Source organism: Streptomyces sp. NPDC044064 (assembly GCF_056434245.1).
Genome location: NZ_JBWKFN010000002.1, coordinates 512,487 through 537,756, shown reverse-complemented (window position 1 = coordinate 537,756; position 25,270 = coordinate 512,487). Strand labels below are relative to the sequence as shown.

Genomic DNA, 25,270 nt, shown 5'->3' with positions numbered 1-25,270 from the left:
GGTTCCTCCCGGGCTCAGCCCCGGCGGACGGTGATCGTCGTCCAGGCGCCCACGTGGACCCGGTCGCCGTCCTGCAGCGGCACCGGCACGAACGGCTGGATCGGTTCGTCCGAGCCGTTGACCGTGGTGCCGTTCGTCGAGTTCTGGTCGACGACCGCCCAGGTGCCGTCCGGCTGCTGGACCAGCACCGCGTGCTGGTGCGAGACGCCCGGGTCCTCCGGCGGCACCGACAGGTCGATGTCGGGGGTGTCGCCGGTGGAGTGCCGGCGGCGGCCGATGGTGACCTGGTTGCCGCTGAGCGTGCGCTGCTGCTCGGGCGAGTACGCGGGCAGGTTCAGACCGGCGGCCTCGGGGCCGGAGCGGTGCATCATCGCCATGAAGTACTCGCGGTCCGGGCCGATGGTCGCGATCCACGTCGTCGGACCCTGCGGCGCCGGCGGGAAGCCGGGGCCGGGCGGGGCCTGGGTGACGCCGGGCGGAGGGTAGCCGTAGCCGCCCTGTCCGCCGCCGGGGCCTCCGGGACCGCCGGGGCTTCCGGCCGACGGCGGGGAGATCACCCAGTCGTCCTCGGCGCCGCCGAAGGCCGGACCGCCGGCCGGGGGCCGGCCGGTCTCCCGCGGGAACGCGGGCGGCGCGGGCGGGCCGGACTGCTGGAAGGCCTGCGGCGCACCGCCGGGACCGGCGGGCGGGGTCGGACCGGGCGGCGGCGGAACCGGACGGGACGGGTCGCCCCCGAAGCCACCGGGGCCACCGGGACCGCCAGGACCGCCAGGACCAGAGGGCTCACGGCCGAAGGGCGGCGGGCCGGAGGGGCCGCCGGGGCCACCCTGGCTCTGCGCACCGCCGTAGCCGGAGGGACCACCAGGGCCGCCGGGGCCCTGGCCCGGGCCACCGCCGAAGCCGGACGGACCGCCGGGCCCGCCGGGGCCACCCTGGCCCTGCGCACCGCCGTAGCCCGAAGGGCCGCCGGGACCGCCCTGGCCCTGACCGGGACCGCCGCCGAAGCCCGACGGGGGACCGGAGGGGCGCTGGCCGCCGCCGAAGCCGCCCGGGCCGCCCGCGGTGGGCGGCGGGCCGGACGGGCCGCGCTCACCGGCGAACGGCGTCGGGCCCGAGGGCTCGCTGCCGAACGACGGGATCGGCTCGGCGGGACGGTTCACCTGCGAGGGCCGCGAGCCCTGGTACTCGTACGAGTCACCGCCGCCGTACGTCGAACTCGGCGGCTGGAAGCGCGGCTGGGCCGGCCGCGGCGCGGCCGGGGTGTACGAGGTGGCCGTGTTGGTCAGGAAGTTCCACCGGCACTCCTCGCAGAAGGGCGCGCCGCCCTCGCGGGGCGTCCGGCACTGCGGGCACAGCTCGGGCTCGGGCGCACCGGCCCCCTGCGGGCGGCCGCCGGCCTGGGTGCCCTGCGGGGGCGGGAAGCCGTAGCCGCCGGCGGCCGGCGGCGGTGGCGGGGGCGGAGGTACGGCACCGGCCATGCGGTGACCGCACACCTCGCACCAGTCGTCGGAACCCGACTGGTGTCCGTTCGGGCAGGTCGGCATGTCGGCGCTTCCCCCTCTCCTTCAGGGTCCTACTCAGTACTGCTTGGTCACTACTTCTTTACACGAACAGTCTTTGTGGACCGTGTCTCGAGAGTCATCTCGTCGGCCTCCGCGACCTTCGCCTTCAGTCGCACAGTACCTGTCGCTGCATCGACCACGTCCACCACCTTCGCAAGCAGTTTCGCAGTATCGGCGTTCCCGGAGGCACTCGCGAGCTGAACAGCGCGGCCCAGTTTGGCCGTTGCTCCATCGAAATCGCCCGCTTTGCGAAGATCGAGCCCTTGCTGGATGGCTTGTGCCAGTTCGGCCTGCCCGGTGTAGTGGGCGACTTGGGGGTTGATCGAGGTCGAGGCCGTCATGTCGTCGGTCCACACGGCCCGCACGAGCCCCTGGGCGCCGAGGTTCTGTGCGGTTCCTCCCCCACTCTCGGCTGCGCTCGAGCGGGAGGTGCCCCCAGGCTGCGGTACGACCAGCGAGACCCGGGCGGCGAGCATCTCCCGGCCGAGACCGGCCGCCGGGACCTCGACGCACAGGTGGTAGTCGCGGGACTCGTCGCCCCAGGACCCGGTGGGGTAGTCCCCGGCCCGGGGTCCGGCCTCCGTGCGCCGGCCGGTCAACTCCTCCACCGTGGGTGCGACTTGCTTGACGAACCTGATGGTCGTGCCGACCGGGGTCCACACCCGCAGGGCGACGTCGGCGACCTCCTTGCCCATTGCCGTCTCCATCATGTGCGTGAAGTCGGCGGCCAGCCCGGCCGGGTCGGCGACGATGTCGGCGGTGCCGAGCAGCGCGGAGGCGATGCCTGTGACTTCTTTCACTTCCCAGTCGGTGCCCACGCCGCGCGCGTCACAGGTGAACCGCCCGGCACACTCGTCCAGCGCGGCCCGCAGGTCCTCCGGCGACTCGTGCTCGTTGCGTCCGTCGGTGAGCAGGATGCCGTGCCGGATGGCCACGTCCGCCGAGGACAGCAGCCGGTCGGCCAGCCGCAGCCAGGTGCCGATGGCCGTGCCGCCGCCCGCACTGAGCCGGCGCAGCGCCTGCTTGGCCTCCTCGCGGGTCCGGGCGTCGGCGGCCGCGAGCCGTCCGCCGCCCGGGTAGACCTCCTTGGCGACGTGTGTGCCGCCGATCACCGCGAAGTGGGTGCCGTCGCGCAGGGTGTCGATCGCGGCAGCCGTGGCGTCCCGGGCGTTGCGCATCTTGGTCGGCGGGTAGTCCATCGAGCCCGAGCAGTCGACCATGATCGCCACGGCGGCGGAGGGCCCGTGGCCCGGTGCGTACACGGGTGCGGTGAGCGCGCTCCCGATCGTGCCGCCGCCCGTCGCCGTCACCGTGACGATGGCGTTGACCTCACGGCCGCCCTCGGGCAGGTACTCGTTCTGGTAGACGTCGACCGAGAACTGTGGCGCGTGGGACTTCGCGAAATTGGCCATGTTGGTTCAGATCCCCCTCGGACACCCCGCCGAAGCGGAGCAATGCGTGTGGACGGACCGGTCCCCTCCGGTCCGTCGAGGCTTCCCCGTTTTGTACGGCCTCAGGCCGATCCTGCCCCCTGCGGCGGCACCGGGAACGGCAGGACGGCCACTGTTACGTTGTCGTGGCCCCCGCCGTCCAGGGCGTGGCCGACCAGAACGCGGGCGCTGTGCAGCGGACGCTCGGCCGCGTCGGCCGGTACGGCCTCGGCCATCTCCTCGGCCGTCTCCGCGTAGTTCCACAGGCCGTCGGTGCACACCACCACGACACCGGGCCGATCCGGCTTGAAGGAGGCGGTGTGCGGCTCCAGTTCGTAGGCGTCCGCGCCGAGCCAGCCGGTGATCGCGTGGGCGCGCTCGTCGGCGTAGGCCTCCGCTTCGTTCATCAGGCCGGCCGCGACCATCTGCGCCGCCCAGGAGTCGTCCTCGGTCAGCCGGGCCGCGGGCGCGCCGCGGTCCGCCGGCACCCAGTAGGCGCGGCTGTCGCCGACCCAGCCCACCACCAGCAGCCCGGAGGTGACGACCGCGCCGACGATGGTGCACGCCGGGGCGTTCTGGTGCGGGGCGTGTTCACGGTCCCCTGCGGGCTCCTCGGCGAGCGCGTTGACGGCCTGGGCGGCCGCCACGATCGCCTCGTGCATCGCCTGCTGCGGGTGCGTGCCGCGCGGCAGGGCGGCCAGCAGGGTGTCACCGGCCGCCTGTGCGGCGGCCGCCGAGGCCTCGTCCGGGCGGGTCGCCGAGGACACGCCGTCGCAGACGATCGCCAGGTCGGCGGGCGCACCGTCGGGCAGCGCGGTGCGGCAGACCGTGAAGGCGTCCTCGTTGCGGTGGTGGCGCAGACCGCGGTCGCTGACCGCGGCGACCGGGCCCGACTCCCGCTCCATGTGGTCGCGTTCGCGGGGCTGGGCGTGCCCGCAGTTCTCGCAGTAGCCGTCGCTGTCCACCCGGCCCGCCCGGCAGGCCACACAGACCGGCTGGGGCTCCTCCGGCACGGCGGCGGCCGCCGCGCGCGGGTCCGGTGCCTGCAGCGGGTACTCGTCGGGCTCCGGGGGCCGGTCGAAGCGGACACCGGGCGCGTCCGGCTCCTCGGCGTGCAGCGGCTTGCCGCCCGAGTCGGTGCCGGGCAGATCGGCCGGCAGATGGACCTCGCCCGGGGTGCCGCCGGAGCCGGCCGGCTCGGGGGCGGGCCAGCCCACGCCGTCCCCGGGCACGGGGGAGCCGGTCATGGTGAGCGTCGGATGGTCCTGCGGCGGGACGGGCACGACGGAGAGGTCGTATCCGCACGCGCCGCAGAACAGGTCACCCGGTTCGAGCGGCTCCGCGCAGCTCGGGCACTTCGACGGTGCGGCCTGCTGGGGCATCTGCGACATCAACTACACCCACGTCCGGGGGCGGTAACGGTTGGCCCGTTCCACCAGTTCGATCCTCTCCTCGCCGCCGGGCGCCAGCCGGGCCAGCGTGCGGTACGCGCGCTCCAGTCCGAAGCGGAGGCCCCGCTCGTCCAGACCGCTGCCGAGCAACACCCGTCCGCCGGCGGCGGGTCGGTCGGTGCCCTGGCCTGTGGAGAGTATCCAGTCCAGCGCGCTGCCGAGCACTTCGGCCGACAACTGCTCGCGCCGGGACGGGTCCAGGCCGTACGCGTCGAGCGCCTCGACCTGGCCGGCGGCGGCCGTCAGATCGTCCAGGAACGGTACGTCCGCGGCGCTCGCGGTGCGCTGTCTGAGCCGCGCCCGGACCGCGGCGACCCGGGCGGCCGTGTAGTGGATGGAGGACTCCGGCACCGACTCCAGGGTCCGTACGGCACCGCGCCGGTCGCCGGCCGCGAGCTGCACCCGGGCCAGCCCGAAGGCCGTGCTGACGAAGCTCGGATCGGTCGCCCACACCAGGCCGTAGTACTCGGCCGCGTTGTCCAGCTGGCCGAGCACCTCCGCGCACAGGCCGAGCGCCAGCTTGGGCGCGGCCTCGCCCGGGAAGGCGTCGTAGATCGCGTCGAAGGACAGCGCCGCGCCTTCGAAGTCACCGGTGACCAGGGCGGCAACGCCCCGGTACCACACCACCCGCCAGTCGTCGGGCCGTTCCTCGTCCAGCTCGGCCAGTGCCGTCAGCGCGGCCTGGTGGTCACCGCTCTCCAGCCGCGCCCGGATCTGCCGCAGCCGGGTCTCGACGGTCTGCGTCGGCGCCGCGTCCAGCGCGCTGATCAGCTCGGCCGGCGCGGACGCCATCAGGCCCGCCAGGAAACCGGCGTTGGGGTCGCCCGGGTCGACCAGCGGGACGGGCAGGGCGAGGGCGGCGGCGGGGGTCTCGACCGGCTTGACGATCGAGACCGCGGGCAGCGCGGGGGCGGGGCGGGTGCTGTGTACCTGCCGCGCCCCGAGCCGGGACACGTCCCCGTCGAGCTTGGGGAACAACTCGGTGTCCGTGACCTTCACTTCGGGTCCGAGCAGCGTCGACAGCGCGGGCCGGGCCTGCCCGGTCTGCAGCGAGACGACCTCGCGCAGGACCCCGGTCAGCTGCTCGGCCATCTCCTGCGCGGAGCCGAACCGGCGGGCCGGGTCGGGGTCGGTGGCGCGGACCAGGAGCCGGTAGAAGGACTCGTACCGGTGGAAGACCTCGATGTTGTCCGGGTCGGGCAGGGAGTCCACGAAGACGTTCGTGTAGCCCTGGAAGTCGAAGGTGAGCACCGCGAGCGTACGGCCCACCGTGTACAGGTCGCTCGCCACCGACGGGCCGACCTCGGCGACCTCGGGCGCCTGGTAGCCCACCGTGCCGTAGATCGCCGACTCGTCGTCGTCCATGCGGCGCACCGCGCCCATGTCGATCAGCTTGAGCTGGTCCTCGGTCTGGATGGCGTTGTCGACCTTGAAGTCGCAGTACAGCAGGTTCCGGCTGTGCAGATGCCCGAGCGCCTCCAGCGCTTCGATGCCGTACGCGCACGCCTGTTCCACCGGCAGCGGATCGCGCCGGCCGTCCGGTGTGCGGCGGGCGTTGGCGATCTCCTTCAGCGACTTGCCGCCGACGTACTCCATGACGATGTAGCCGTCGAGGGAGCCGGTGCGCTGGTCGAGGTGCTCCACGAAGTTGTAGATCCGCACGATGTTGGCGTGCTCGATCTCCGCGAGGAACCGCCGCTCGGAGATCGCGGCCGCCATCGCGTCCTGGTCGCCGGTGTCGAGCAGGCCCTTGAGCACCACCCACCGGTCGGACACGGCCCGGTCCACGGCCAGGTAGATCCAGCCCAGGCCGCCGTGCGCGAGGCAGCCCGCGACCTCGTACTGGCCGTGCACGATGTCCCCGGCCTTCAGCTTCGGCACGAACGAGTAGGGGTGCCCGCACTTGGTGCAGAACCCCTCCGTGCGCCCCGGCCGGTCACCGCGCGCCCGGCCCACGGGAGCCCCGCAGTCGGACCGCGAGCAGAACCGCTTCCGCTCCGGCACCTCCGGGTTCTCCAGCACCATCGCGCGCGGGTCCGGCCGCGGCACCTGCGGCACCGAGACGAGACCGGCGCCCAGCCGCCCCCGGGCGGAGGTGCCGGAGGAGGAGCCGGAGCTGCGCACCGACACCGAGCGGCCGGTGGACCTGCCCGACAGCGAGCGCGAGAGCCGCCCGGACACCGAGCGCCGCGATTTGGACGACTGCGACGATGTACGCGAGCTGCGCGAACTGCCGCCGCTCGCCGAGCCCCTGCCGCCACTGGTGATCCCGGTGGGCGGCGACCCGACCATCCCGGTCGCCGAGACCACGGGAGCGAGGCCGCAGGTGTCGCAGTACAGTTCACCGCCGCCGACGTCCTCGTACGTCCCCTCGCAGCCCGGCCGCTGGCACGCCCGCTGTGCCTGACTCATGACGACTCACTCCTACGGTCCTGAGGTTCGCCCTGCTGGGGAATCCTCGACGCGCCGAGCTGTTCGGCCGCGGCCTGCTGGTAGCGCAGCACGGCCTGTTCGGCCACCCGCAGGTCGCAGGGCGCGCTCCACAGCATGCGCCGGGCGCTGTCGTACCGCTCGATCAGCAGGGGGTCCTCGGCCAGCCCGTGCCGGGCGACCTTCGCCCGGTACGCGTCCAGGCGGCCGCGCAGCTCGGCGCGGACCGCGAGCGGCGCGGTGACCGCGGTCAACGACTCACGCGCGCGCAGCAGTTCGTCCTCGGCCTTCTGTTCCAGGGACTCCAGGAGCGGGGAGAGCCGATGCCACTGCGCCTGCCGCCGGTACTCGGCCGCGGTCGCCAGCTGTTCCTGCAGCGCGGTCGGGGGTCCGCTGACGACGGGCACCTCGGTCGCCGCGATCTTGGCGAGCACCTCACCGCGCGCGGTGCGCGCCTCGGCGAGCGTGCGGTCCGCGCGGGACAGCACGTCCCGCAGCCGGATCAGCCGGGTCTCGGCGTCCTGACGGACGGTCAGCACGGCGTCGATCTCGCGGCGTACGTCCTCCAGGGCGCGCGCCTCACGGTCGTACACGGTGGTGTCCGGGCGGCCGCCGCCGGGCGCCGAACTGCCCTCCGCGGGCACCCAGAAGGCGAGCGGGTCCGAGACCACGTCCTCGCGCAGCCTGGTCAGCGTGCGGGTGATGCGTTCCAGGTCGTCGCCGGCCGGGTGCTCGCCGGGGCGTACGCCGACGGAGTGCGCGAGCTTGCGGGTGCGCTGGAGTTCCGCGGCGAGTAAATCGATCCGGGCGGGCAGTGCCGACCAGACCGCGTCGGCGGTGACGACCAGGTCCAGCGAGGACGCGTACAGCTCGTTCATCCGGTCGACCAGGGTGCCGAGCGAGAAGCTCTCGCTGAGCTTGCCGGCGGCCGCGAGGGTGGCGGCACCGCCGGGCACGGTGACGGAGTCGCCGCGCAGCAGTTCGGTCAGTTCCACCAGGTCCTCGCGGCTGGACCAGCGGCGCCGGGTGCGGATCTCCCGGGCGGAGCGCAACGCGGCCGTGTACGCGTCGAAGTACGCCCACAGCAGGGTGATCGACGCCTCCGCGGCCGGCCAGCGTTCCCTGGTGACGCCGGTCAGTTCGGCGCCTTCGAGGAGTCTGCGGCCCGCGTGGTCCTGGAGGGCGAGCAGCGAGGTCTCGATCGCCTCGTGCTCGGCGCCGAGCCGCGCCAGCGCACGGTCCACCTCGTCCCGGTCCATCACCGGCCCGGCGGGGTCCGTGACGCCCATCGATCACCTCTCGCTGCTGTGTGGTTGGCCTTAGGCGGGTTCTGGTCGGGGGTCGGGGTCAGCTCTTGCGCAGGTACTCCGGGGCCGGCGGCTTGGACGCTCCGGAGTCCTCGCCCAGTGTGGCCGACAGCCATCTGTCGTACGACGCCTGCCAGCCGCTCGCGCGGTAGCCGACCAGGATGCGATTGACCCGGCGTACCAGATCGCCGGCGTCCTTCTTCATCGCCACGCCGTAGTACTCGGTGGTGAACGCCTCGCCCTTCAGCTCGACCGTCGGGTCCTGGGCGGCCTGGCTCGCGGCGAGCGCGCCGTCGGTGACGACCGCGTCGACCTCGCCGAGCTGCAGCCGGACCAGGCAGTCGAGCTGGTTGGGGACGGTGCTGGAGATGTCCGTGGAGGCGGGCAGGGTGCCCTTGTCCCGGTCGGCCTTCAGCTTGAGGTAGGCGGTGGAACCGGACGCCGTGCAGATCCTCTTGTGCGCGAGCGTGTCGTCGTACCCCGTGATCGACGAGGACTTGGGTGCCAGTACCTGCTGCCCGGTCTTGAAGTACGGAGCGGAGAAGGCGACTTCGCCGAGCCGCTGGCAGGTGATGGTCATCGTGCGCACGACCATGTCGACCCGGCCGTCCTGGATGGCGGGGATGCGCTGGCTGGTCGGTATCGCCTTGAACTGCACCGCGTCGGGGTCGCCGAGGATGTCCGCGGCGATCCGGTGCACCAGGTCGATGTCGAAGCCCTCCAGCTCCGCGCCCTTGGTGTTCGGGTTGCGGTAACCCCAGTGGTAGCTGTTCTGGTCGACGCCCACGACCAGCTTGCGCTTGGCGCCCGTACGGGACTTGATGGCGTCGATGGTCGGCCCGTCGGCGCCGGACGGCGACAGCGTCTGCTTCTGCGCGTCCGAGTCCTTGCAGTCGGAGGCCCGGGCCTGGGTGGCCTCGGCCACTCCCGGTCCGGCCGTGCGCCCGGCCTGGCGGGCCTCCTGGGTCCGCGGCAGCAGCAGGACGAACGCCAGCGCCAGGGCGCACAGCACCGCCATCGCGCCGACTCCGCCCCAGCCCCGCAGGGAGGCCCGTGCACGTGCTGCGTACATCGTCCTGCCCCCTGTCACCGGTACTCCGAAAGCCTGCGTCCGATGCCGGCGACCGCGCCCGCGGCACCGAGGACCGCGAGGACGGCGGCGCCGACCGGAAGCCCGGTCATCGCGTCCCGTCCGTCCCCGGCCGCCTGCTTGAACTCGGCCTGCTCGTGGTCGATGGCCAGGGCGAGATTGCGGTCGACGCTGTCGAAGCACTCACCGGTCGCGCCCTTGCCGCCGATCACCATGTCCAGCGCCTGCTGGTAGTTGCCGTTCTCGTCCTCGGTGCGGGCGGTGGTGTGGCGCTTCTTCCACACCGCCATGTTGCCCTCGGCCGCCTTGACCGGCTCGGTGCCCGTCCGGTCGTCGGCGAGCCGGTCGGCCTCGGTGAGGCCCTTGCCGAGCACGGTCATGTCCTTGTCGAAGTCGTAGTAGTACGCGTCGTACGTCTGCCCGCCGACCGTGACCGTCTCGGCGCCGCGGGCCACCAGGCTCAGGTTCTCGTTGCCGCGCGCCTTCAGGGACGCGATCCGCGCGTCGTGCAGGACCTTCAGCGAGCGGATGCCGTGGTCGTACGAGCCGTCGAGGCCCGAGCGTGCGACGGCGTGCCCGACGACCAGCCACAGCAGCACCAGGGTGGTGGCGGAGGAGGCGGCGACCAGGCCGTGGTTGAGGACGCGGTTGGTGCGCCGGTAGGTGCGGTGCTGGGCCCAGCCGAGCGCGGCCAGCGCGAGCACGCCGAGCGCGATCGCGTACCACGGGTACGGCGTCGCGTCCCCGTAGTCGGCGTCGAGCCGCTGGTTCTCCTTCGTGTAGAGATCCTCCGCGGCCGGGAGCATCTCCTTCTGCATCTTCTCGTTGGCGTACCGCAGATAGGCGCCGCCGACGGGATACCCCTGCCGGTTGTAGGTCCGGGCGCGCTCGATGAGGCCCTTGTACTCGGGCAGCAGCCGGTTCAGCCTGGCGATGGTCGCCTCGGAGGGGGAGCCCGGCTCCGCGTTGGCGGCGGCCGTGACGAGCCCCGCGGCGGCCGTACGGATGTCCTTCTCGTACCGGTCGCGCGAGTCCGCGGTCTCCTGACCGCCGGCCAGGAACCCGCTGGAGGCTGCCGTGTTGGCGTCGGCCAGCGAACGGTAGATGCCGGCCGCGCCGGAACTGAGCGGCTGGCTGCGGTGCAGCACGTCGTCGGCGGCGGCCGCCCGCTCGGAGATCTGCCAGGTGGTGACCGTGCCGAACGCGACGACGAGCAGCGCGAGAACGGCCCCGATGATCCGCAGCCGCCCCGGCTCGGTGGTCGCGGCGGCGCGCACCTGCTCGACACCTTCGGCGAAGGCGGTACGGCGCGGGGCCGGGGGCGGGCCGACGCGTGCGGGCGAGCCGGGCTGGGAGGGGATCGCGGGCATGACGGGACCCGCCGGTGGCGGCGCCGCGCTGCTCTTCGGCGGGTGTGTCACTTGACCTCCCCCATGGTCATCCGTTCGCCGCCAAGTATCACCGCCCTGACCGGCATCCGCACCAGCCTTCACTCGATCTTGATCGGATCGCAGCGCAAGCCACGGCGGGACGGCGCGGGGCGCCGGCCGCACCACCCCTCGATGATGAACACGCCGGGTGCGGCGGATCGGTTCCCCCCGGGTCCCCGGCACCGCTTGTACCCTTCGCCGACATGCACGGACGACCGAGCCACGACCCCGGCTCCCCCCGCATGTCACGCCACGACTGGTGGGGCGTGGTCCTCGAAGCCCCCGACCCCCACGCCCTCGCCCGCTTCTACTCCGAACTCCTCGGCTGGGAGATCGCCGAGCAGGACCCCGACGGAGCGGCCATCACCCCGCCGGAAGGCGTCGCCTACCTCGCCTTCCAGCGCGCGGACGACTACGTCCCGCCGGTCTGGCCCGCCCGCAAGGGAGCCCAACGCATCACCACGCACCTCGACTTCGAGGTGACGAGCCTGCCGTCCGCGGTGACCCACGCCCTCGAACTCGGCGCCCGAGAGGCCGACCACCAGCCCCAGGACAACATCAGGGTGCTGCTCGACCCGGCCGGGCATCCGTTCTGTCTTTATCTGGACGACAGCGACTGATCTCGATGGCGAGCGTGCCGAGGGCCTCCTTGGCGGGTGGGTAGATGGCCCGGATGTTGGCAAGCTGCTGTTCTCGGGTGGCAGTCGGGTTGACGTTCGCCGGTCCCTCGCCGTCGAGCAGGGTTTCGAAGCTCGGGTACTCGGTGACGCGCGTGACCTCGACCTCGCAGGTCTCATCGGTGCCCTTGATGCGGAAGCGGATGGTGTCGCCTGGGGCGAGGTCGGCGAGGTGCGGGTATTTCACCCGCACCTCGATGGTCTTGGCGCCCACGGCGACGAGGTCGAAGTACTCGCGATAGAGGTTCAGTTCGCGTACGCGGACGATGCTGTCGGTCATGAGGTGGGAACACTCCTGGGCGCTGTTGTGGTCATCAGGCGGCCGATCTCGGCGGCCGAGTACGAGCGGAAGAAGTGCCGGGGGTCGGACAGCAGGATCTCGCGGGCCTGGGCGGACCAGCACGATGTGCCGTTCGATGCGACCATCGAGCGGGCCCGCGGCATCCTGGTCTGCCGCCGCTGAGCAAGCAGACCACGCGCCCGGCGCTCAGTCCCCCCTCTCCCAGTAGGCCCGAGCCCGTCCTCCCGCCCCCGCCCCCGCCCCCAGCCGGTCCAGGCCCAGCAGTGTCGCGCCCAGGACGGGGCTGGCCGTCACCACTCGGATGTCGGCCTTGGGGGCGCGGGACGACAGCAGGTCCTGGATGCCGTCGTTCAGTTGGGTGTGGCCGGCGGTCAGGACGCTGCCGCCGAGGAGGACGGGGGTCTCCTCGGTGAGGAGGTCGAGGCGGGTGAGGGCGACCGTGGCCATCGTCGCGACCTCCTCCGCGAGGCGGTGCACGATCGAGCGGGCGACCGGGTCGCCCTGCGCGGCCGTGTCGAAGAGGACCGGGGTCAGTTCGTGGCGGCGGCCGTCCTCGACGTGCTCCAGGTGCAGGGCCTCGATCAGGGCGTACATGGTCGGAAGGCCGAAGTGGGCGGGCAGGGTGCGGACCAGCTCCGTCGGCTCGCCGCGGCCGTCCTCGGCGCGGGCCGCGTACCAGAGGGCCTCCTCGGCCAGGCCCCAGCCGCCGCCCCAGTCGCCGGAGATGCGGCCGATCGCCGGGAAGCGGGCGGTGCGGCCGTCGGGGCGCATGCCGACGCAGTTGATGCCCGCGCCGCACACCACGGCCACGCCCCGGGGCTCGGCCACGCCCGCCCGCAGGATCGCGAAGGTGTCGTTGCGGACCTCCACCGAGGTGCCCCACGCGCGTGCCTGCAGCGCGGCCGCCAACTGCTCCTCCTCGACCGGCAGATCGGCGTTGGCCAGGCAGGCGGAGACGTGCGAGGCGGCGGCCAGGCCCGCGTCCGACAGCGCCCGGGTGACCGGGTCGGCGAGGGCGTCCATCGCGGCCGCGACACCCACCGCAGGCGGGCGGAAGCCCCCGCCGCGGGCCGTGGCCAGGACCTCGCCGCCGTCGGTGACCACGGCCACGTCGGTCTTGCTGTTGCCCGCGTCGATGGCGAGGACGCTCCCGGATTCAGCTGCGGTCAGGCCCACGCCAGGTGCTCCCGGTTGTGCGCGACGAGACGGTCCGTGAGGGCTTCGGCGTACTCGTACTGGCCGATCAGGGGATGGGCCAGCAGCGCCTTGAAGACGCGGTCCCGGCCGCCGCGCAGCGCCGCCTCCAGGGCCAGGTCCTCGTACGTCGTCACGTTGGCCACCAGGCCCGCGTACAGCGGGTCCAGGTCCGGGACCGGCAACGGCACCGGGCCCGTCGGGCCGACCGCTGCCTGCACCTCGATCACCGCGTCGTCGGGGAGGAAGGGAAGGGTGCCCTTGTTGAGTGTGTTGACCACCTGGTACGGGCTTCCGGAGCCGCCCAGCAGGGCCGCCGCCAGGTCCACCGCCGCCTCCGAGTAGAAGGCGCCGCCCCGCCTGGCCAGCAGCGCCGGCTTCTCGTCCAGGGACGGGTCGCCGTACATCGTCAGCAACTCGCTTTCCATCGCGGCGACTTCCTCCGCCCGGGAGGGCTTGGTGCGCAGTTCCCGTACCACCGCGTCGTGCGCGTAGTAGTAGCGCAGGTAGTACGAGGGCACCACGCCCAGGCGGTCCAGGAGGGGGCGGGGCAGACGCAGGTCGTCGGCGATGGCGTCGCCGTTCTCGGCCAGGAGCTTGGGCAGCACGTTCGCGCCCTCGGGGCCGCCGAGGCGCACCCCCGTCTCCCAGGTGAGGTGGTTGAGGCCCACGTGGTCCAGATGGATGTCCTTCGGGTCGGTGCCCAGCATCGCCGCGAACTTGCGCTGGAAGCCGATCGCCACGTTGCACAGGCCCACCGCACGGTGGCCCGCCTGGAGCAGGGCGCGGGTGACGATGCCGACGGGGTTGGTGAAGTCGATGATCCAGGCACGGGGGTTGGCGCGGCGGACGCGTTCGGCGATGTCCAGGACGACGGGGACCGTGCGCAGCGCCTTGGCGAGGCCGCCCGCGCCGGTGGTCTCCTGTCCGATGCAGCCGCACTCCAGGGGCCAGGTCTCGTCCTGCCGGCGGGCCGCCTGGCCGCCGACGCGCAGCTGGAGCAGCACGGCGTCGGCGCCCTCGACGCCCGCGTCCAGGTCGGAGGTGGTGACGATCCGGCCCGGGTGGCCCTGCCTGGCGAAGATCCGGCGGGCCAGGCCGCCCACCAGCTCCAGGCGTTCGGCCGCCGGGTCCACGAGCACCAGTTCCTCGATGGGCAGGGTGTCCCTGAGCCGGGCGAAGCCGTCGATGAGTTCGGGGGTGTAGGTCGAGCCTCCGCCGACCACAGTGAGTTTCATACGTGGTTTAACCCTTCACTCCGGTGAGCGTGACGCCCTCCACGAACGCCTTCTGGGCGAAGAAGAACACGAGGATCACGGGGGCCATGACCAGCACGGTCGCGGCCATGGTGAGGTTCCAGTCGGTGTGGTGCGCGCCCTTGAAGGACTCCAGGCCGTAGGAGAGGGTCCAGGCGCCGGGGTTCTCCGAGGCGTAGATCTGGGGGCCGAAGTAGTCGTTCCAGGCGTAGAAGAACTGGAAGAGGGCGACGGCGGCGATGCCCGGCTTTGCCATCGGCAGGACGACCCGCAGCAGGGTCCGCAGGTCACCGCAGCCGTCCACCTTCGCCGCGTCCACGTACTCGTTCGGGATCGTCATCAGGAACTGGCGCAGCAGGAAGATGGAGAACGCGTCCCCGAACGCCATCGGGATGATGAGCGGCCACAGCGTGCCGGACAGGTCCAGCTGCTTCGCCCAGAACAGGTACATCGGGATGATGACCACCTGCGGCGGCAGCATCATCATCGAGATCACCAGCATGAGTGACAGGTTGCGGCCCCGGAAGCGGAACTTCGCGAGCGCGTACGCCACCGGGAGGGACGACACCACGGTCAGCACGGTGCCGAGGCCGGCGTAGATCAGGGTGTTCTTCCACCAGGTCAGGAAGCCGGGCGTGTCGAAGACCTTCCGGTAGTTGCCCCACTCCCAGGTGTGCGGAATCAGGTCCCGGCTGAGCGCCTGGGTGTCGCTCATCAGCGAGGTCAGGAGCACGAACACGAAGGGGAGCGTGAAGAACAGCGCGGCGGCGATCCCCAGGGAGTGGATCGCGATCCACTCGAGCAGCGCCCTGCGCCGGGCGGTCCGCTCCGCCCCGGACACCGGCGGCGCCGGCTGCACCGGCTGCACCGGCTGGTCCAGTACTTGGGTCATGGTCAGTCACCTGCCTGGATGAGACCGCCCCGGCGCCGCATCAGGAGCGCGGTGAACGCCATCGACAGGGCGAACAGCACCAGCGCCACCACACAGGCCGAGCCGTAGTCGAAGCGCTGGAAGCCGAGGTTGTAGACGAGCTGGGGGAGGGTGAGCGTGGACTTGTCCGGGTAGCCGGGCTCGAACTGGGTGCCCGCGCCCTGGATCACGCCCGAGGCGACCTTCCCCGCGATCAGCGGCTGCGTGTAGTACTGCATCGTCTGGATCACGCCGGTGACCACGGCGAACATCACGATCGGGGAGATGTTCGGCAGGGTGACGTAGCGGAACCGCTGCCAGGCCGAGGCGCCGTCCAGCTCGGCCGCCTCGTACTGCTCCGTCGGCACGTCGAGCAGCGCGGCCATGAAGATGACCATCAGGTCGCCGATGCCCCACAGTGCCAGCAGGGTCAGGGCGGGCTTGGACCAGGCGGGGTCGTTGAACCAGCCCGGCGCCGGGACGCCGATCTTCTCCAGGATCGAGTTGACCGGTCCCGTACCGGGGTTGAGCAGGAAGGCGAAGGCCATCGTCGCCGCCACCGGCGGGGCGAGGTAGGGCAGGTAGAAGAGGGTGCGGAAGACACCCGCGCCCGTCTTGATCTTCGTGATGAGCAGGCCCACACCGAGTCCGAAGACGACCCGGAGCGTGACCATCACCAGTACCAGCCACAGGGTGTTGCGCAGGGCGGGCCAGAAGAGCGGGTAGTGCTCGAAGACGTACGTCCAGTTCTTCGTTCCGCTCCACGTCGGCGGCCTGAAGCCGTCGTAGTGCATGAACGAGAAGTAGACCGTCGAGATCAGCGGGTACGCGAAGAAGACCGCGAAGCCGATCAGCCAGGGCGACATGAAGGCGGCCGTACGCAGTGCTTGTTTCCGCTGCTTCGCAGCGAGGCCGGCCCTGCGGCGCTTCGAGGCGAGCGTGATCGTGTTCATGGCTACTTCGCCTGCGCGATGTCCGTGTCGATCTGCGCGGCCGTCTTCTTCAGACCGGCCTTCAGATCGGTGGCCTTGCCGCTCTCGTAGTCGTAGCCGAACTGCTGGATCGTCACCAGGTACACACCGCCGTTGATCGACGCGGGACTGGTGGTCGACTCCGGGTTCGCGGCGATGTCCAGGAAGGTCTTGAAGCGCGGGTCGTACTTCAGCTTCGGGGACTTCAGCGCGGCCAGCGTGGAGGGCACGTTGTGGATGCCGTTGGCGAAGCCGACCACCGCGTCCGTGTCCGTGGTCATGTACTTCACCAGCTCCCAGGCCGCGTTCTGCTTGTGGCTGGTGGCCGCGATGCCCGCGATGGTGCCGGTGATGTAGCCCTTGCCGTACTGGTCGGCCTGGTCGTCCGGTACGGGCAGCGGGGCGACTCCGATGTCGAACTTCGGTTTGGCGTCCAGCGCCATCCCGAGCCGCCACTCGCCGTCCAGCTGCATGGCCACCTGGCCGGTGTGGAAGGGGTGCTTCGGACCCCACTCGTCGCCGAGGGTGGCCCGGAACTTCTCCAGCTTCTGGAAGCCGCCGAGTTCGTCGACGAGCTTCTTCTGGAGGGTGAAGCCCTTCTCGAACGCCGGGTCCTCGGCCACGTTCGACTTGCCGGCCTTGTCGAAGTACGTCGGCGAGAACTGCCCGAAGTAGTGCTCGGTCGTGGACTCCCAGCCGTGGTAGTCCGGCATGAAGCCCAGCTGCTTGTAGCCGTCGCCCTGCGGGATCGTCAGCTTCTTGGCGTCGGCCTCGAACTCCGACCAGGTCTTCGGCGGGGCCGTGATGCCCGCCTTCTCGAACGCCGTCTTGTTGTAGTAGAGGCCGTACGCGTCGCCCAGCAGCGGCACCGAGCAGCGGTTGCCGTCGAACTGGGTGTACTCGTTCATCGCCTTCGGGAAGGTCGTCTCCGGGTCGATGTGCGACTTCTTGAAGAAGGGGTTGAGGTCCACCAGCGCGCCCGAGGAGCAGAACTTGCCCACGTTGTTGGTGGTGAAGGAGGAGATCACGTCCGGGGCCTTGTCGCCGCCGGAGCGCAGCGCCTGGTTGATCTTGTCGTCGGTCATGTTGCCGACGACGTTCACGTGGATGTTGGGGTGGGCCTTCTCGAAGCCGGCGACCAGCGACTTGACCGCCTTCACCTCGTTCGGCGCGCTCCACGCGTGCCAGAAGTTGATCGTCGTGTCCTTGGAGGCGTCGTCGGTGGCGCCGGAGTTGGACTGGCCGGTACAGGCGGTGGTGAGCAGGGCGAGCGACGCGGTTACGGCAAAAGCCGCCTTTCGGACAACAGAGGGTATGGCTTCGGGCATGGCGAGGTCTCCCGGGGCAGGGGTGGGTGAGAAGAGGGGGACTGCGGGGGCGGGGCTCAGCGCGAGGTGTCGAAGACCTCGTCGCGGGTGGTCGCGAGCGCGGACTCCAACGCGCCGCGCAGCACGGGGTGTTCACGGACGTCGCCGACGACGATCCGGGGGCGGGCCGCGGCCAGCTCCTCCAGCTCGGCCTGGACGAGGGCGCGCAGCACCTCGCCGCCGGCCGTCAGGACGGAGCCGCTGAGGACGACGAGTTCGGGGTCGAGGACGGAGGCGAGCGAGGCGAGACCGGTGGCCAGCCGGGTCGCGTAGGCGGCGAGCAGCTCCCGGTGGGGTCCGCTCGCATGGTCGGCGGCGCGGGCCAGGAGTTCCGCGGCGGCCTCGGCGTACGGCCCCGGCGGCACGTCCTCGATGCCGAGTTCGCGGGCCAGCCTCGGTACGGCCTGGGAGCCGGCCAGCTCCTGGTAGCCGCCGCTGTTGGCCTTGGTCACCTGGCGCACCAGGGGGGTGCCGGGCACGGGGAGGAAGCCGACCTCGCCGGCGCCGCCGGTCCAGCCGCGGTGCAGCCGGCCGCCGAGGACCAGGGCGGCGCCGAGGCCCTCCTCGTTCCACAGCAGCACGAAGTCGCTGTGGCCCCGGGCCGCGCCGAGCCGCTGTTCGGCGAGGGCGACGAGGTTGACGTCGTTCTCGTACTCGACCGGCATCGGGAGCGCGGCTGCGAGGTCGTCGAGCAGCGCGGGGGAGTGCCAGCCGGGCAGGTGGGAGGCGTAGCGCAGCCGGCCGGTGCCCGGGTCGAAGGCGCCGGGGGTGCCGATGACCAGCCGGTGGACGTCGTCCCGGGCCAGTCCGGCGGACTTCACGGCGCCGTCGAGGGCGTCGGTGACCTGCCGGACGACCGGGTGCGCGGAGCGGCGGCCGGGGGTGGGCAGTTCGTACTCGCCGACCGTGCGGCCGGTGATGTCGGCGACGGCGGCGCGGATGCGGTGCGGGGTGACGTCGAGCCCGGCGGCGTACGCGGCCGTGGGGTTGACCGCGTACAGCTGGGCGTTGGGGCCCGGCCGGCCCTCGCTGGTGCCGGTGACCCGGACCAGACCGGCCGCTTCCAGGCGGGCCAGCAGCTGGGAGGCGGTCGGCTTGGACAGGCCGGTGAGCTTGCCGATCCGGGTGCGGGACAGCGGCCCGTGCTCCAGCAGGAGGTCCAGGGCGGCGCGGTCGTTCATGGCGCGCAGCACGCGAGGGGTGCCCGGCGTACCGGCGGTTCCTGCCATGGGGGTCGACACCTGCCTTTCCAACTGCCCAGCTTCCCAGTGACCTGGTCATGACGTCCAGTCTTGATCAACCGGCCGCCCGAAGATCACTGTTAGGAAACTTTCCTATTTGGGTGGGAGGAACGTAAGCCCAGGACGAAGAGGGCGTCAATAGACAACGCCCCCGAGGCAACAGAGTCGTTACCTCGGGGGCGTGCCGTGAGCGCGTGCCGGCCTGTGGTGGGGGTGCCGGCCGGAAGGGGGTGCCGGTCTACCTGACCGTCACGTGGTCACCGGCGGAGGTCTTGGCCGCGGTGGTGGCCGTACCCGTGAACGCGAAGCGGTAGGTGCCGCTCCTGGTCGCCGTCACCGTGGTGGACAGGGCGCCACCGGTGCCGGAGGTGATCGCCTTGACGTTCTTGTACGAGCCGCCGTCGGCCTTGAACTGGAGCAGGACCGCCTGGCCCTTGTAGCCGGTGTACTTGCCGGTCTCCCAGTTCGCGCGGGTCAGGCTGCCCTTGACGGTGAGCGTCTTGCCCTTGGTCACGGGCTCCGGGGCGGCGTTCGCGGTCAGCTGCGCGGCGCGCCGCACCGTCAGCGGGGCGAGGTTGCCCCACAGCGACACGTCGGTCTCGTTGTGCAGGTAATCGTCCGAGACGGTGCCCTCGGCGTGGGCGTACAGGCCGGCGGCCTTCCAGGTGGTGGCGTCGGCGGCCTCCCACAGGGAGTCTCCCGGTTCCACGACGATCGTCTCGGTGCAGCTCTCGGTGACCGTCGTGTCCGTCGTGGCCGTGGCCGAGCAGCTGGGCGCCGTCTCCGGGTCCAGCTCGTTGCCGATGTTCCGCAGCGTGCCGCGGTAGAGGACGACCGCCTGGAATGTGTTCTTCTGGTCGATGACCAGGTCCTTGGGCCGGGTCAGGGTGTACGTCACCGGCACGCTCACGGCCTTGCTGACACCGACGACGAGCGGCTTGCCGTTGTTCACGGTCACGACGGCGAAGGTCAGGTCGGGCGTACCGGACGCGGAGGCGACGGGCACGGCCAGGCCGGTCAGGGCCAGGGCGCCGGACAGGGTGGCGCCTATGGCGAGCTTTCTCATGTATCCCCACATTCGAAACGGGCCCCCGGGCGGCGTCGCGCTCCAGAGCAAGGGCCCGTCGTGAGGTGACAGTAAAGGATCACCGGATGCGGGGGGAACGCGGGGTTCCTGTGAAGACGATCTGAATCCTTGATCCGTCACGAGTGCGTCACGGACCTGGTTTCCGCTGGTCAGAGGGCCTAGATTGCATCGTTCGCGCGAGTGCCTTCGTGGCGCCGTGGCACTGGGTGCGGAGGGTGGGGGCGGAATGAGCAGGCGTCACATCGGGGCGGCGGCGCTGCTGCTGGGGGTGGTGGCGTGCACGGCGCAGGAGAAGCCGGTCGCGCACGCGACTCCCTCCGCGTCCGCCCCTTCCTGCCGGTCCGGAGCCGTCCACTGGCGTAACACCGCGGCGGAATGGCGGCTCACCGAGGTCTCCCCGGTGGTGACGGTCGGCAAGGGCGACGTCAGGGCCGCGAAATACGCGCACTTCGAGTTCCCGGCCGTCCATGTGCGCACGGTGACGGCGAGCGTGGAGACCAGCGCGCCGAGCGTCCCGTACCGGCGCGTGCTGGCCTCGCTCGCCGACCGCCTCGGCGTGGACGTGTCCATGCTGGGCAGGCCCGGCCGGACGACCGTGCACCGCAAGCGGGACCTGGTCACGGTCGACCTGCGCGGAGTCCCGGGCCGCTTCGTCGAGGCCGACGGGGTCCATGTCGTACAGGCGAGCTTCACCGTCACCTGTCCCGGCCGTGCCACGGACCTGTACGGCAGCGTGACCACCTGGGACGGCGACGGCAGCGCGCTGCTGCGGTGCGGAAGGCGCCCCGGCAAGGACGCCTGGGTCCGCGAGGGCTACCGCCTGGCCTGCGGGACTACTTCGACGCCGGCCGCTGCTGCGGAGTGATCGGCGAAGCCGCCGTCGACTGGGGCGAGTCCGCGTTGGAGTACACCGAGGGCGCCGCGACCGAGGCCGTCGGGTCCGGGACGTCCTCGATGTCCTCGACGGCCGTCGCCCCGCCCACGATGCGGACGCCGGCCGCGTCGAACGCCCGCTTGATGCGCCAGCGCAGCTCACGCTCCACCGCCACCGACTTGCCGGGCATGGTCCTGGCCGAGACCCGGACCACCATGGAGTCGATCAGCACGCTGTCCAGGCCGAGCACCTCGATCGGCCCCCACAGCAGCTCGTTCCAGGGCTCTTCCTTGGTCATCTGCTCGGCGACCTCGTCCAGCGTGGCCTTCACCCGGTCCAGGTCCTCGCCCGACCGCACGGTCACATCGACCCCGGCCGTCGCCCAGCCCTGGGAGAGGTTGCCGATCCGCTTGACCTCGCCGTTGCGCACGTACCAGATCTCGCCGCCCGCGCCGCGCAGCTTGGTCACCCGCAGCCCGACCTCGATCACCTCGCCGGAGGCCACACCCGCGTCGATCGAGTCGCCGACGCCGTACTGGTCCTCCAGGATCATGAACACGCCGGAGAGGAAGTCCGTGACCAGGTTCCGGGCGCCGAAACCGATCGCCACACCGGCCACACCGGCCGAGGCCAGCAGCGGTGCCAGGTTGATCTTGAAGGTGGACAGCACCATCAGCGCGGCCGTGCCGAGGATGAGGAAGCTCGCCACCGAGCGCAGCACCGAGCCGATCGCCTGCGAGCGCTGCCGGCGCCGCTCGGCGTTGACCAGCAGCCCGCCAAGCGCGGTGCCGTCCACCGACTCCACGGTGCGGTTCATCCGGTCTATCAGCTTGGTGATCGCCCGCCGGACCGCCGTTCTGAGCGCGAACGCCACGACCAGGATCAGCAGGATCTGCAGACCCATCGCGAGCCAGGTCGACCAGTTCTGCTCCACCCAGCTGGCCGCGTTCGTCGCGCTCTCCTGGGCGTCCTGAAGCGTCGGCACGGCCGGGGCCGTCGCCCCCGAGGGAGACGGGGTCGGCGTCGCACCGGCGGCCAGTAGGACGACGGGCAAGGACACGGCAGGTACCTCCAACGTGCTGCGCGGTCCGCTCCGGTGGGGCGGTCAAGGTCACGAAAAGGTCACCGGACGGACAGGACCACCACACTAACGGGGCATTGCGTGTGCACCACGCCGTTCCGCGCAGGAGGGCCGCAGGAGAGACGGGTCTCACCCGGGCTTGAACAGGCCATGACCCGGGGGATGAATCAGGTGTGGTCGAAAACACTCCCAGCCCGTTACCGGGACATGGTGGCGCTTCCACCAGGCATGAGGGGAGACTGACTGCAGATCGTCCCGGCGCGAGCCACGCGCCGCCGACGCCCAAGGAGGCACCCGTGCCGCATGTCCTGGTCCTCAACGCGTCGTACGAGCCGCTCGGCGTCGTACCGCTCCGTCGCGCGCTGGTCCTCGTCCTGGAGAACAAGGCTGTCTCCCTCGAGGAATCCGGCGCCTTTATGCACAGCGCAACCGTCACAGTCCCCGCACCCAGCGTGGTCCGGCTCAAGCGATTCGTCCGGGTTCCCTATCGGGGGCCCGTTCCTCTTACCCGCAGGGCGCTGTTCGCCCGCGACGGGGGCCGGTGCATGTACTGCGGTGGCGTCGCAACCAGCGTCGACCACGTCATCCCGCGCAGCCGCGGGGGCAAGCACGTCTGGGACAACGTGGTGGCCTCCTGCCGCCGCTGCAACCACGTCAAGGCCGACCGCCACCTCGTGGAGCTGGGCTGGCGGCTGCGTCACAAACCAGCCCCGCCCACCGGTCTGGCCTGGCGCATCATCGGGACCGGCCATAGGGACCCGCGCTGGCTGCCCTACTTGCAGCCGTACGGCGCGGACGACGCCATGGCCCGGATCGACGGCATCTCAGCCTGACGATCCGGGCCTTCGTGTACCCGGGGCGGCACCCCGGGCACCCGCGTGGTCCGGCCTCGGGGACCCCCGTGCCCCGGGGCCGGACGTTTGCGGCGGTCAGGCGTAGCGCAGCTCCGCCGGGTGCACCGAGCGGCGCAGCAGGGGCAGCGAGGTCGCCGCCGCCAGCAGGCAGCAGGCGTACACACCCACCGGGACCAGCAGCGCGGCGTACGGCACGGTCTGGGCGACGTACTCCTCGGTGAGCGCGCCGTACCAGATGCCGATCGCCATCCCGCCCGCCCCGGCGAGCGCGACCGCGGGAGCCAGCGGCAGGGCAGTCTCCAGGAGCAGCGCCCGGCCGAGCACCGCCCGCGGTACCCCGGCGGCGACCTGTGCGGCCAGGCCCCGGCGGCGGTTGGCCAGGGACTCGGCGGTGCCGACGGCGAGGCCGGAGAGGGTGATCGCGAGGCCGACGAGGATCGCGGCGCCGGTCAGGTCGATGCCGGTCGTGTAGAAGGACAGGGGCATGCCCAGCTGGTTCCGGCTGCTCATGGCGTGCAGGTCGGCGAGGAACGCCTGGCGCACGCCGACGAAGCCCGTGCCGACGATCGTGACCAGCAGGACGGCCGCGTGGGTGCGGGCCGCGGCCCACGGGTCGTCGCGCAGCCGCTCCGCCGCGATCAGCGTCGCCGCGGACCGGGCACGGCCCGCCAGCGCCCGGCCGACCAGCCCGGCGGTACCTCCGGCCAGCCACACCGTGCCCGCCCCGACCGCGATGACCAGCCCGAACAGGGTCAGCGGCAGCTGCCCCCGGTCCGCGTCGGAGCTGTTCGTGACCGCCCAGAGCGCGAGGAGCAGGACGACCAGCACCCCACCGACGAACAGCAGCCCGGGCCCCCGCCCGCTGCCGGGCCGCACCCGGCGCACCCACCCGAGCGGCGAGGCCACGACCCGGCGCAGCGCCAGCGTGCCGGTCAGCGCGCCCAGCACCGGCACCCCGAGGGCGACCAGCGTGAGACCGGTCCAGGCCGCGGCGGTCGGGCCGGCCCACAGGTGCAGCAGGACCGGCACTGCGACGGCGGTGGCGAGGGCCGAGCCCAGCAGGCAGGCCAGCCCCGTTTCCAGCGCGGCGATCCGGCGCACCTGGGCCGGGCCGGCGCCGGCCAGCCGCAGCCCGGCCAGCCGCCGGTCGCGGTGCACGGCGCCGATCCGGGCGCACTGCCCGAGGAACCCCAGCACCGGCACCAGCAGAAGCAGCAGGCAGACGATCACCCCCGAGCGCTCGCCGGGGTTGTCCAGCAGACCGTTGCCGAAGGGCACCGGGTGATGCCCCCGCAGCGAGGCCAGGGCGACCGCGGTGAGGGCGAACCCCGTGGCCAGCGAGGCCCCGGCCGCGGTCAGTCCGGCCCGCCACCACTCCTGCCGGTCGGAGCCGCGGGTGAGCTGCCAGGCGAGGCGCACATCGGTGGCCAGGGTGCCGCTCGTACGGGTCGTCACACCGCCACCTCCGCCGGCACCGCGAGCCCGTCGCTCATCCGCGTCTCACGGTCCGCGTAGGCCGCGACCTGGGCGTCGTGCGTGATCAGCAGCACCGCCGTGCCCGCCTCGCGGGCCGTGTGCACCAGGGCCGTCATCACCTGCTCGGTGGCCAGCGAGTCCAGGGCGCCCGTCGGCTCGTCCGCGAAGACCACCTTCGGGCCGGTCACCAGCGCCCGGGCCAGGGCGACCCGCTGTGCCTGGCCCCCGCTCATCTCGCCCGGCCGCAGCTCCTCCTGCCCGCGCACCCCGAACCGCTCCAGCCACGCGCCGGCTCGTTCCCGGGCCCCGGCGCGGTCGGTGCCGGCCAGCATCAGCGGCAGCGCGACGTTGTCCACGGCCGTCAGCTCGGGAATCAGCTGCCCGAACTGGAACACCACACCGAAGTCGGTACGGCGCAGCTCGCTCAGCCGGTTCTCCGGCAGCTGGTCGAGGCGCTGCCCGTCGTAGGCCACCGCGCCCCCGTCCGGCCGGACGATCCCGGCCAGGCAGTGCAGCAGCGTCGATTTTCCGCTGCCGCTCGCGCCGGTCACCGCGAGGATCTCGCCCGCGCGCAGTTCGACCGAGGCGCCGCGCAGCGCCTGGGTCCTGCCGTGCGCCTTGACCAGGTCCCGGCCCGCCAGAAGCGGTACCGAGGATTCCCCCCTGTTGCTCATGTTGCGTCGACCTCCGCGGTCAGAGTGATCAGCCGGGCCGCCGTGGTGTTCATCCAGCGGAGGTCGGCGTCGAGATGGTTGAGGGCGTAGTCCGCCGAGAGCACGGTCGCCAGATCGGCGCCCGGGTCCGTCTTCACGGCCGTGAGCTGTCGCATCCGCTCCATGTGCGCGGCACGCTGGGCGCGCAGGTAGGCGGCCGGATCGCCGCCGGAGAGGATCGAGACCACGACCTTGGCGAAGATCTCGTTCGTCACGAAGGGCGCGGGCGGGGCGATCTCCCCGGCCCACCGGGCCAGTTCACGCGCTCCGTCCTGCGTCGACCGGTACAGCGTCCGCTCCGGCCCGCCGTCGGCATCGGTCCCGTCGATCTCCGCGAGACCGTCCCGGACCAGGCGTTGCAGGGTCGTGTAGACCTGCCCGTAGGCCAGCGGACGAGCCTGGGGGAAGCGTTCGTCATGGCGCCGCTTGAGGTCGTAGCCATGGCTCGGCCCCGCCTCGAGCAGCCCCAGAAGGATGTGCCGGGTGCTCATGGAGATCAGTATGCACTGGATACATGTACTGAGTGAATAGTGAACGGCGAACACCTGGCGGGAGCGGCCGGAATGTC

General features: G+C 72.0%; 23 protein-coding genes. 4 read left to right on the top strand and 19 right to left on the bottom strand.

Annotated features, from left to right (window positions below):
• Positions 1-14: 14 nt before the first annotated feature.
• From AC07DS_RS05420 to AC07DS_RS05390, 7 genes are all read right to left on the bottom strand, one after another.
• Entirely contained in the window at positions 15-1,544 is a 1,530-nt protein-coding gene (locus tag AC07DS_RS05420; RefSeq protein ID WP_479142869.1) for an FHA domain-containing protein, read from the bottom strand.
• Positions 1,545-1,594: 50 nt separating this feature from the next.
• The gene (locus tag AC07DS_RS05415; RefSeq protein ID WP_479142868.1) at positions 1,595-2,974 is read right to left on the bottom strand and encodes a vWA domain-containing protein; all 1,380 of its coding nucleotides are present in this window, start codon (positions 2,972-2,974) and stop codon (positions 1,595-1,597) included.
• Positions 2,975-3,075: 101 nt separating this feature from the next.
• Positions 3,076-4,383 carry a PP2C family protein-serine/threonine phosphatase gene (locus AC07DS_RS05410; protein ID WP_479142866.1) on the bottom strand — a complete coding sequence of 436 codons (1,308 nt, stop codon included), beginning with the start codon at positions 4,381-4,383 and terminating at the stop codon, positions 3,076-3,078.
• Positions 4,384-4,386: 3 nt separating this feature from the next.
• Positions 4,387-6,855 carry a serine/threonine-protein kinase gene (locus tag AC07DS_RS05405; RefSeq protein WP_479142864.1) on the bottom strand — a complete coding sequence of 823 codons (2,469 nt, stop codon included), beginning with the start codon at positions 6,853-6,855 and terminating at the stop codon, positions 4,387-4,389.
• Positions 6,852-8,162 carry a hypothetical protein gene (locus AC07DS_RS05400; RefSeq protein WP_479142862.1) on the bottom strand — a complete coding sequence of 437 codons (1,311 nt, stop codon included), beginning with the start codon at positions 8,160-8,162 and terminating at the stop codon, positions 6,852-6,854. Before AC07DS_RS05400 ends, AC07DS_RS05405 begins: the two co-directional genes overlap by 4 nt.
• A 58-nt stretch (positions 8,163-8,220) precedes the next feature.
• Complete coding sequence (locus tag AC07DS_RS05395) at positions 8,221-9,252, bottom strand: glutamate ABC transporter substrate-binding protein (protein WP_479142860.1); 1,032 nt, start codon at positions 9,250-9,252, stop codon at positions 8,221-8,223.
• A gap of 14 nt (positions 9,253-9,266) precedes the next feature.
• The gene (locus AC07DS_RS05390) at positions 9,267-10,691 is read right to left on the bottom strand and encodes a hypothetical protein (RefSeq protein WP_479142858.1); all 1,425 of its coding nucleotides are present in this window, start codon (positions 10,689-10,691) and stop codon (positions 9,267-9,269) included.
• Positions 10,692-10,903: 212 nt separating this feature from the next.
• Here AC07DS_RS05390 and AC07DS_RS05385 point away from each other — a divergent pair, with 212 nt between their 5' ends.
• Positions 10,904-11,320, top strand: coding sequence for a VOC family protein (locus AC07DS_RS05385; RefSeq protein WP_479142856.1), 417 nt, complete (start codon positions 10,904-10,906; stop codon positions 11,318-11,320).
• Here AC07DS_RS05385 and AC07DS_RS05380 read toward each other — a convergent pair.
• Positions 11,259-11,657: an ASCH domain-containing protein gene (locus tag AC07DS_RS05380; protein ID WP_479142854.1), complete on the bottom strand. Its 399-nt coding sequence runs from the start codon at positions 11,655-11,657 to the stop codon at positions 11,259-11,261. The two genes, AC07DS_RS05385 and AC07DS_RS05380, sit on opposite strands and share 62 nt — an antisense overlap.
• A 3-nt stretch (positions 11,658-11,660) precedes the next feature.
• Between AC07DS_RS05380 and AC07DS_RS05375 the strand changes: the two genes are divergently transcribed.
• Positions 11,661-11,840 (top strand): hypothetical protein, encoded by a 180-nt coding sequence (locus AC07DS_RS05375; RefSeq protein ID WP_479142913.1) that lies wholly within the window; start codon positions 11,661-11,663, stop codon positions 11,838-11,840.
• Positions 11,841-11,864: 24 nt separating this feature from the next.
• Here AC07DS_RS05375 and AC07DS_RS05370 read toward each other — a convergent pair whose 3' ends face one another.
• From AC07DS_RS05370 to AC07DS_RS05340, 7 genes are all read right to left on the bottom strand, one after another.
• On the bottom strand, positions 11,865-12,854 hold the full coding sequence (locus AC07DS_RS05370; protein ID WP_479142852.1) for an N-acetylglucosamine kinase: 990 nt from the start codon (positions 12,852-12,854) through the stop codon (positions 11,865-11,867).
• Positions 12,845-14,110, bottom strand: a complete 1,266-nt coding sequence (locus AC07DS_RS05365) for a 6-phospho-beta-glucosidase (RefSeq protein WP_479142850.1) — start codon at positions 14,108-14,110, stop codon at positions 12,845-12,847. The genes AC07DS_RS05370 and AC07DS_RS05365 overlap by 10 nt, the downstream gene beginning before the upstream one ends.
• Before the next feature lie 7 nt (positions 14,111-14,117).
• Complete coding sequence (locus AC07DS_RS05360) at positions 14,118-15,020, bottom strand: carbohydrate ABC transporter permease (RefSeq protein WP_479142848.1); 903 nt, start codon at positions 15,018-15,020, stop codon at positions 14,118-14,120.
• 2 nt (positions 15,021-15,022) lie between these two features.
• The gene (locus tag AC07DS_RS05355) at positions 15,023-15,991 is read right to left on the bottom strand and encodes a carbohydrate ABC transporter permease (RefSeq protein ID WP_479142846.1); all 969 of its coding nucleotides are present in this window, start codon (positions 15,989-15,991) and stop codon (positions 15,023-15,025) included.
• A 2-nt stretch (positions 15,992-15,993) separates the two neighbouring features.
• Positions 15,994-17,337, bottom strand: a complete 1,344-nt coding sequence (locus tag AC07DS_RS05350) for an ABC transporter substrate-binding protein (RefSeq protein ID WP_479142844.1) — start codon at positions 17,335-17,337, stop codon at positions 15,994-15,996.
• 56 nt (positions 17,338-17,393) lie between these two features.
• Positions 17,394-18,605 (bottom strand): ROK family transcriptional regulator, encoded by a 1,212-nt coding sequence (locus tag AC07DS_RS05345; protein ID WP_479142842.1) that lies wholly within the window; start codon positions 18,603-18,605, stop codon positions 17,394-17,396.
• A gap of 250 nt (positions 18,606-18,855) precedes the next feature.
• On the bottom strand, positions 18,856-19,683 hold the full coding sequence (locus tag AC07DS_RS05340; protein WP_479142840.1) for a hypothetical protein: 828 nt from the start codon (positions 19,681-19,683) through the stop codon (positions 18,856-18,858).
• A gap of 247 nt (positions 19,684-19,930) precedes the next feature.
• Here AC07DS_RS05340 and AC07DS_RS05335 point away from each other — a divergent pair, with 247 nt between their 5' ends.
• Positions 19,931-20,569: a hypothetical protein gene (locus AC07DS_RS05335; RefSeq protein WP_479142838.1), complete on the top strand. Its 639-nt coding sequence runs from the start codon at positions 19,931-19,933 to the stop codon at positions 20,567-20,569.
• Here the strand turns inward: AC07DS_RS05335 and AC07DS_RS05330 are convergent.
• Positions 20,538-21,638: a mechanosensitive ion channel family protein gene (locus AC07DS_RS05330; RefSeq protein WP_479142836.1), complete on the bottom strand. Its 1,101-nt coding sequence runs from the start codon at positions 21,636-21,638 to the stop codon at positions 20,538-20,540. The two genes, AC07DS_RS05335 and AC07DS_RS05330, sit on opposite strands and share 32 nt — an antisense overlap.
• Positions 21,639-21,955: 317 nt before the next feature.
• On the opposite strand from AC07DS_RS05330, the gene AC07DS_RS05325 reads away from it, so the two are divergent.
• Positions 21,956-22,492 (top strand): HNH endonuclease, encoded by a 537-nt coding sequence (locus tag AC07DS_RS05325; RefSeq protein ID WP_020940112.1) that lies wholly within the window; start codon positions 21,956-21,958, stop codon positions 22,490-22,492.
• 96 nt (positions 22,493-22,588) lie between these two features.
• Here the strand turns inward: AC07DS_RS05325 and AC07DS_RS05320 are convergent, their stop codons facing one another.
• Genes AC07DS_RS05320 through AC07DS_RS05310 form a run of 3 tightly spaced genes read right to left on the bottom strand, consistent with a single transcriptional unit; the run spans position 22,589 to position 25,193 of the window.
• Positions 22,589-23,968: an ABC transporter permease gene (locus tag AC07DS_RS05320; protein ID WP_479142834.1), complete on the bottom strand. Its 1,380-nt coding sequence runs from the start codon at positions 23,966-23,968 to the stop codon at positions 22,589-22,591.
• Positions 23,965-24,663, bottom strand: coding sequence for an ABC transporter ATP-binding protein (locus AC07DS_RS05315; protein ID WP_479142832.1), 699 nt, complete (start codon positions 24,661-24,663; stop codon positions 23,965-23,967). The genes AC07DS_RS05320 and AC07DS_RS05315 overlap by 4 nt, the downstream gene beginning before the upstream one ends.
• Positions 24,660-25,193 carry a PadR family transcriptional regulator gene (locus tag AC07DS_RS05310; protein ID WP_145878281.1) on the bottom strand — a complete coding sequence of 178 codons (534 nt, stop codon included), beginning with the start codon at positions 25,191-25,193 and terminating at the stop codon, positions 24,660-24,662. Before AC07DS_RS05310 ends, AC07DS_RS05315 begins: the two co-directional genes overlap by 4 nt.
• Positions 25,194-25,270 lie beyond the last annotated feature (77 nt).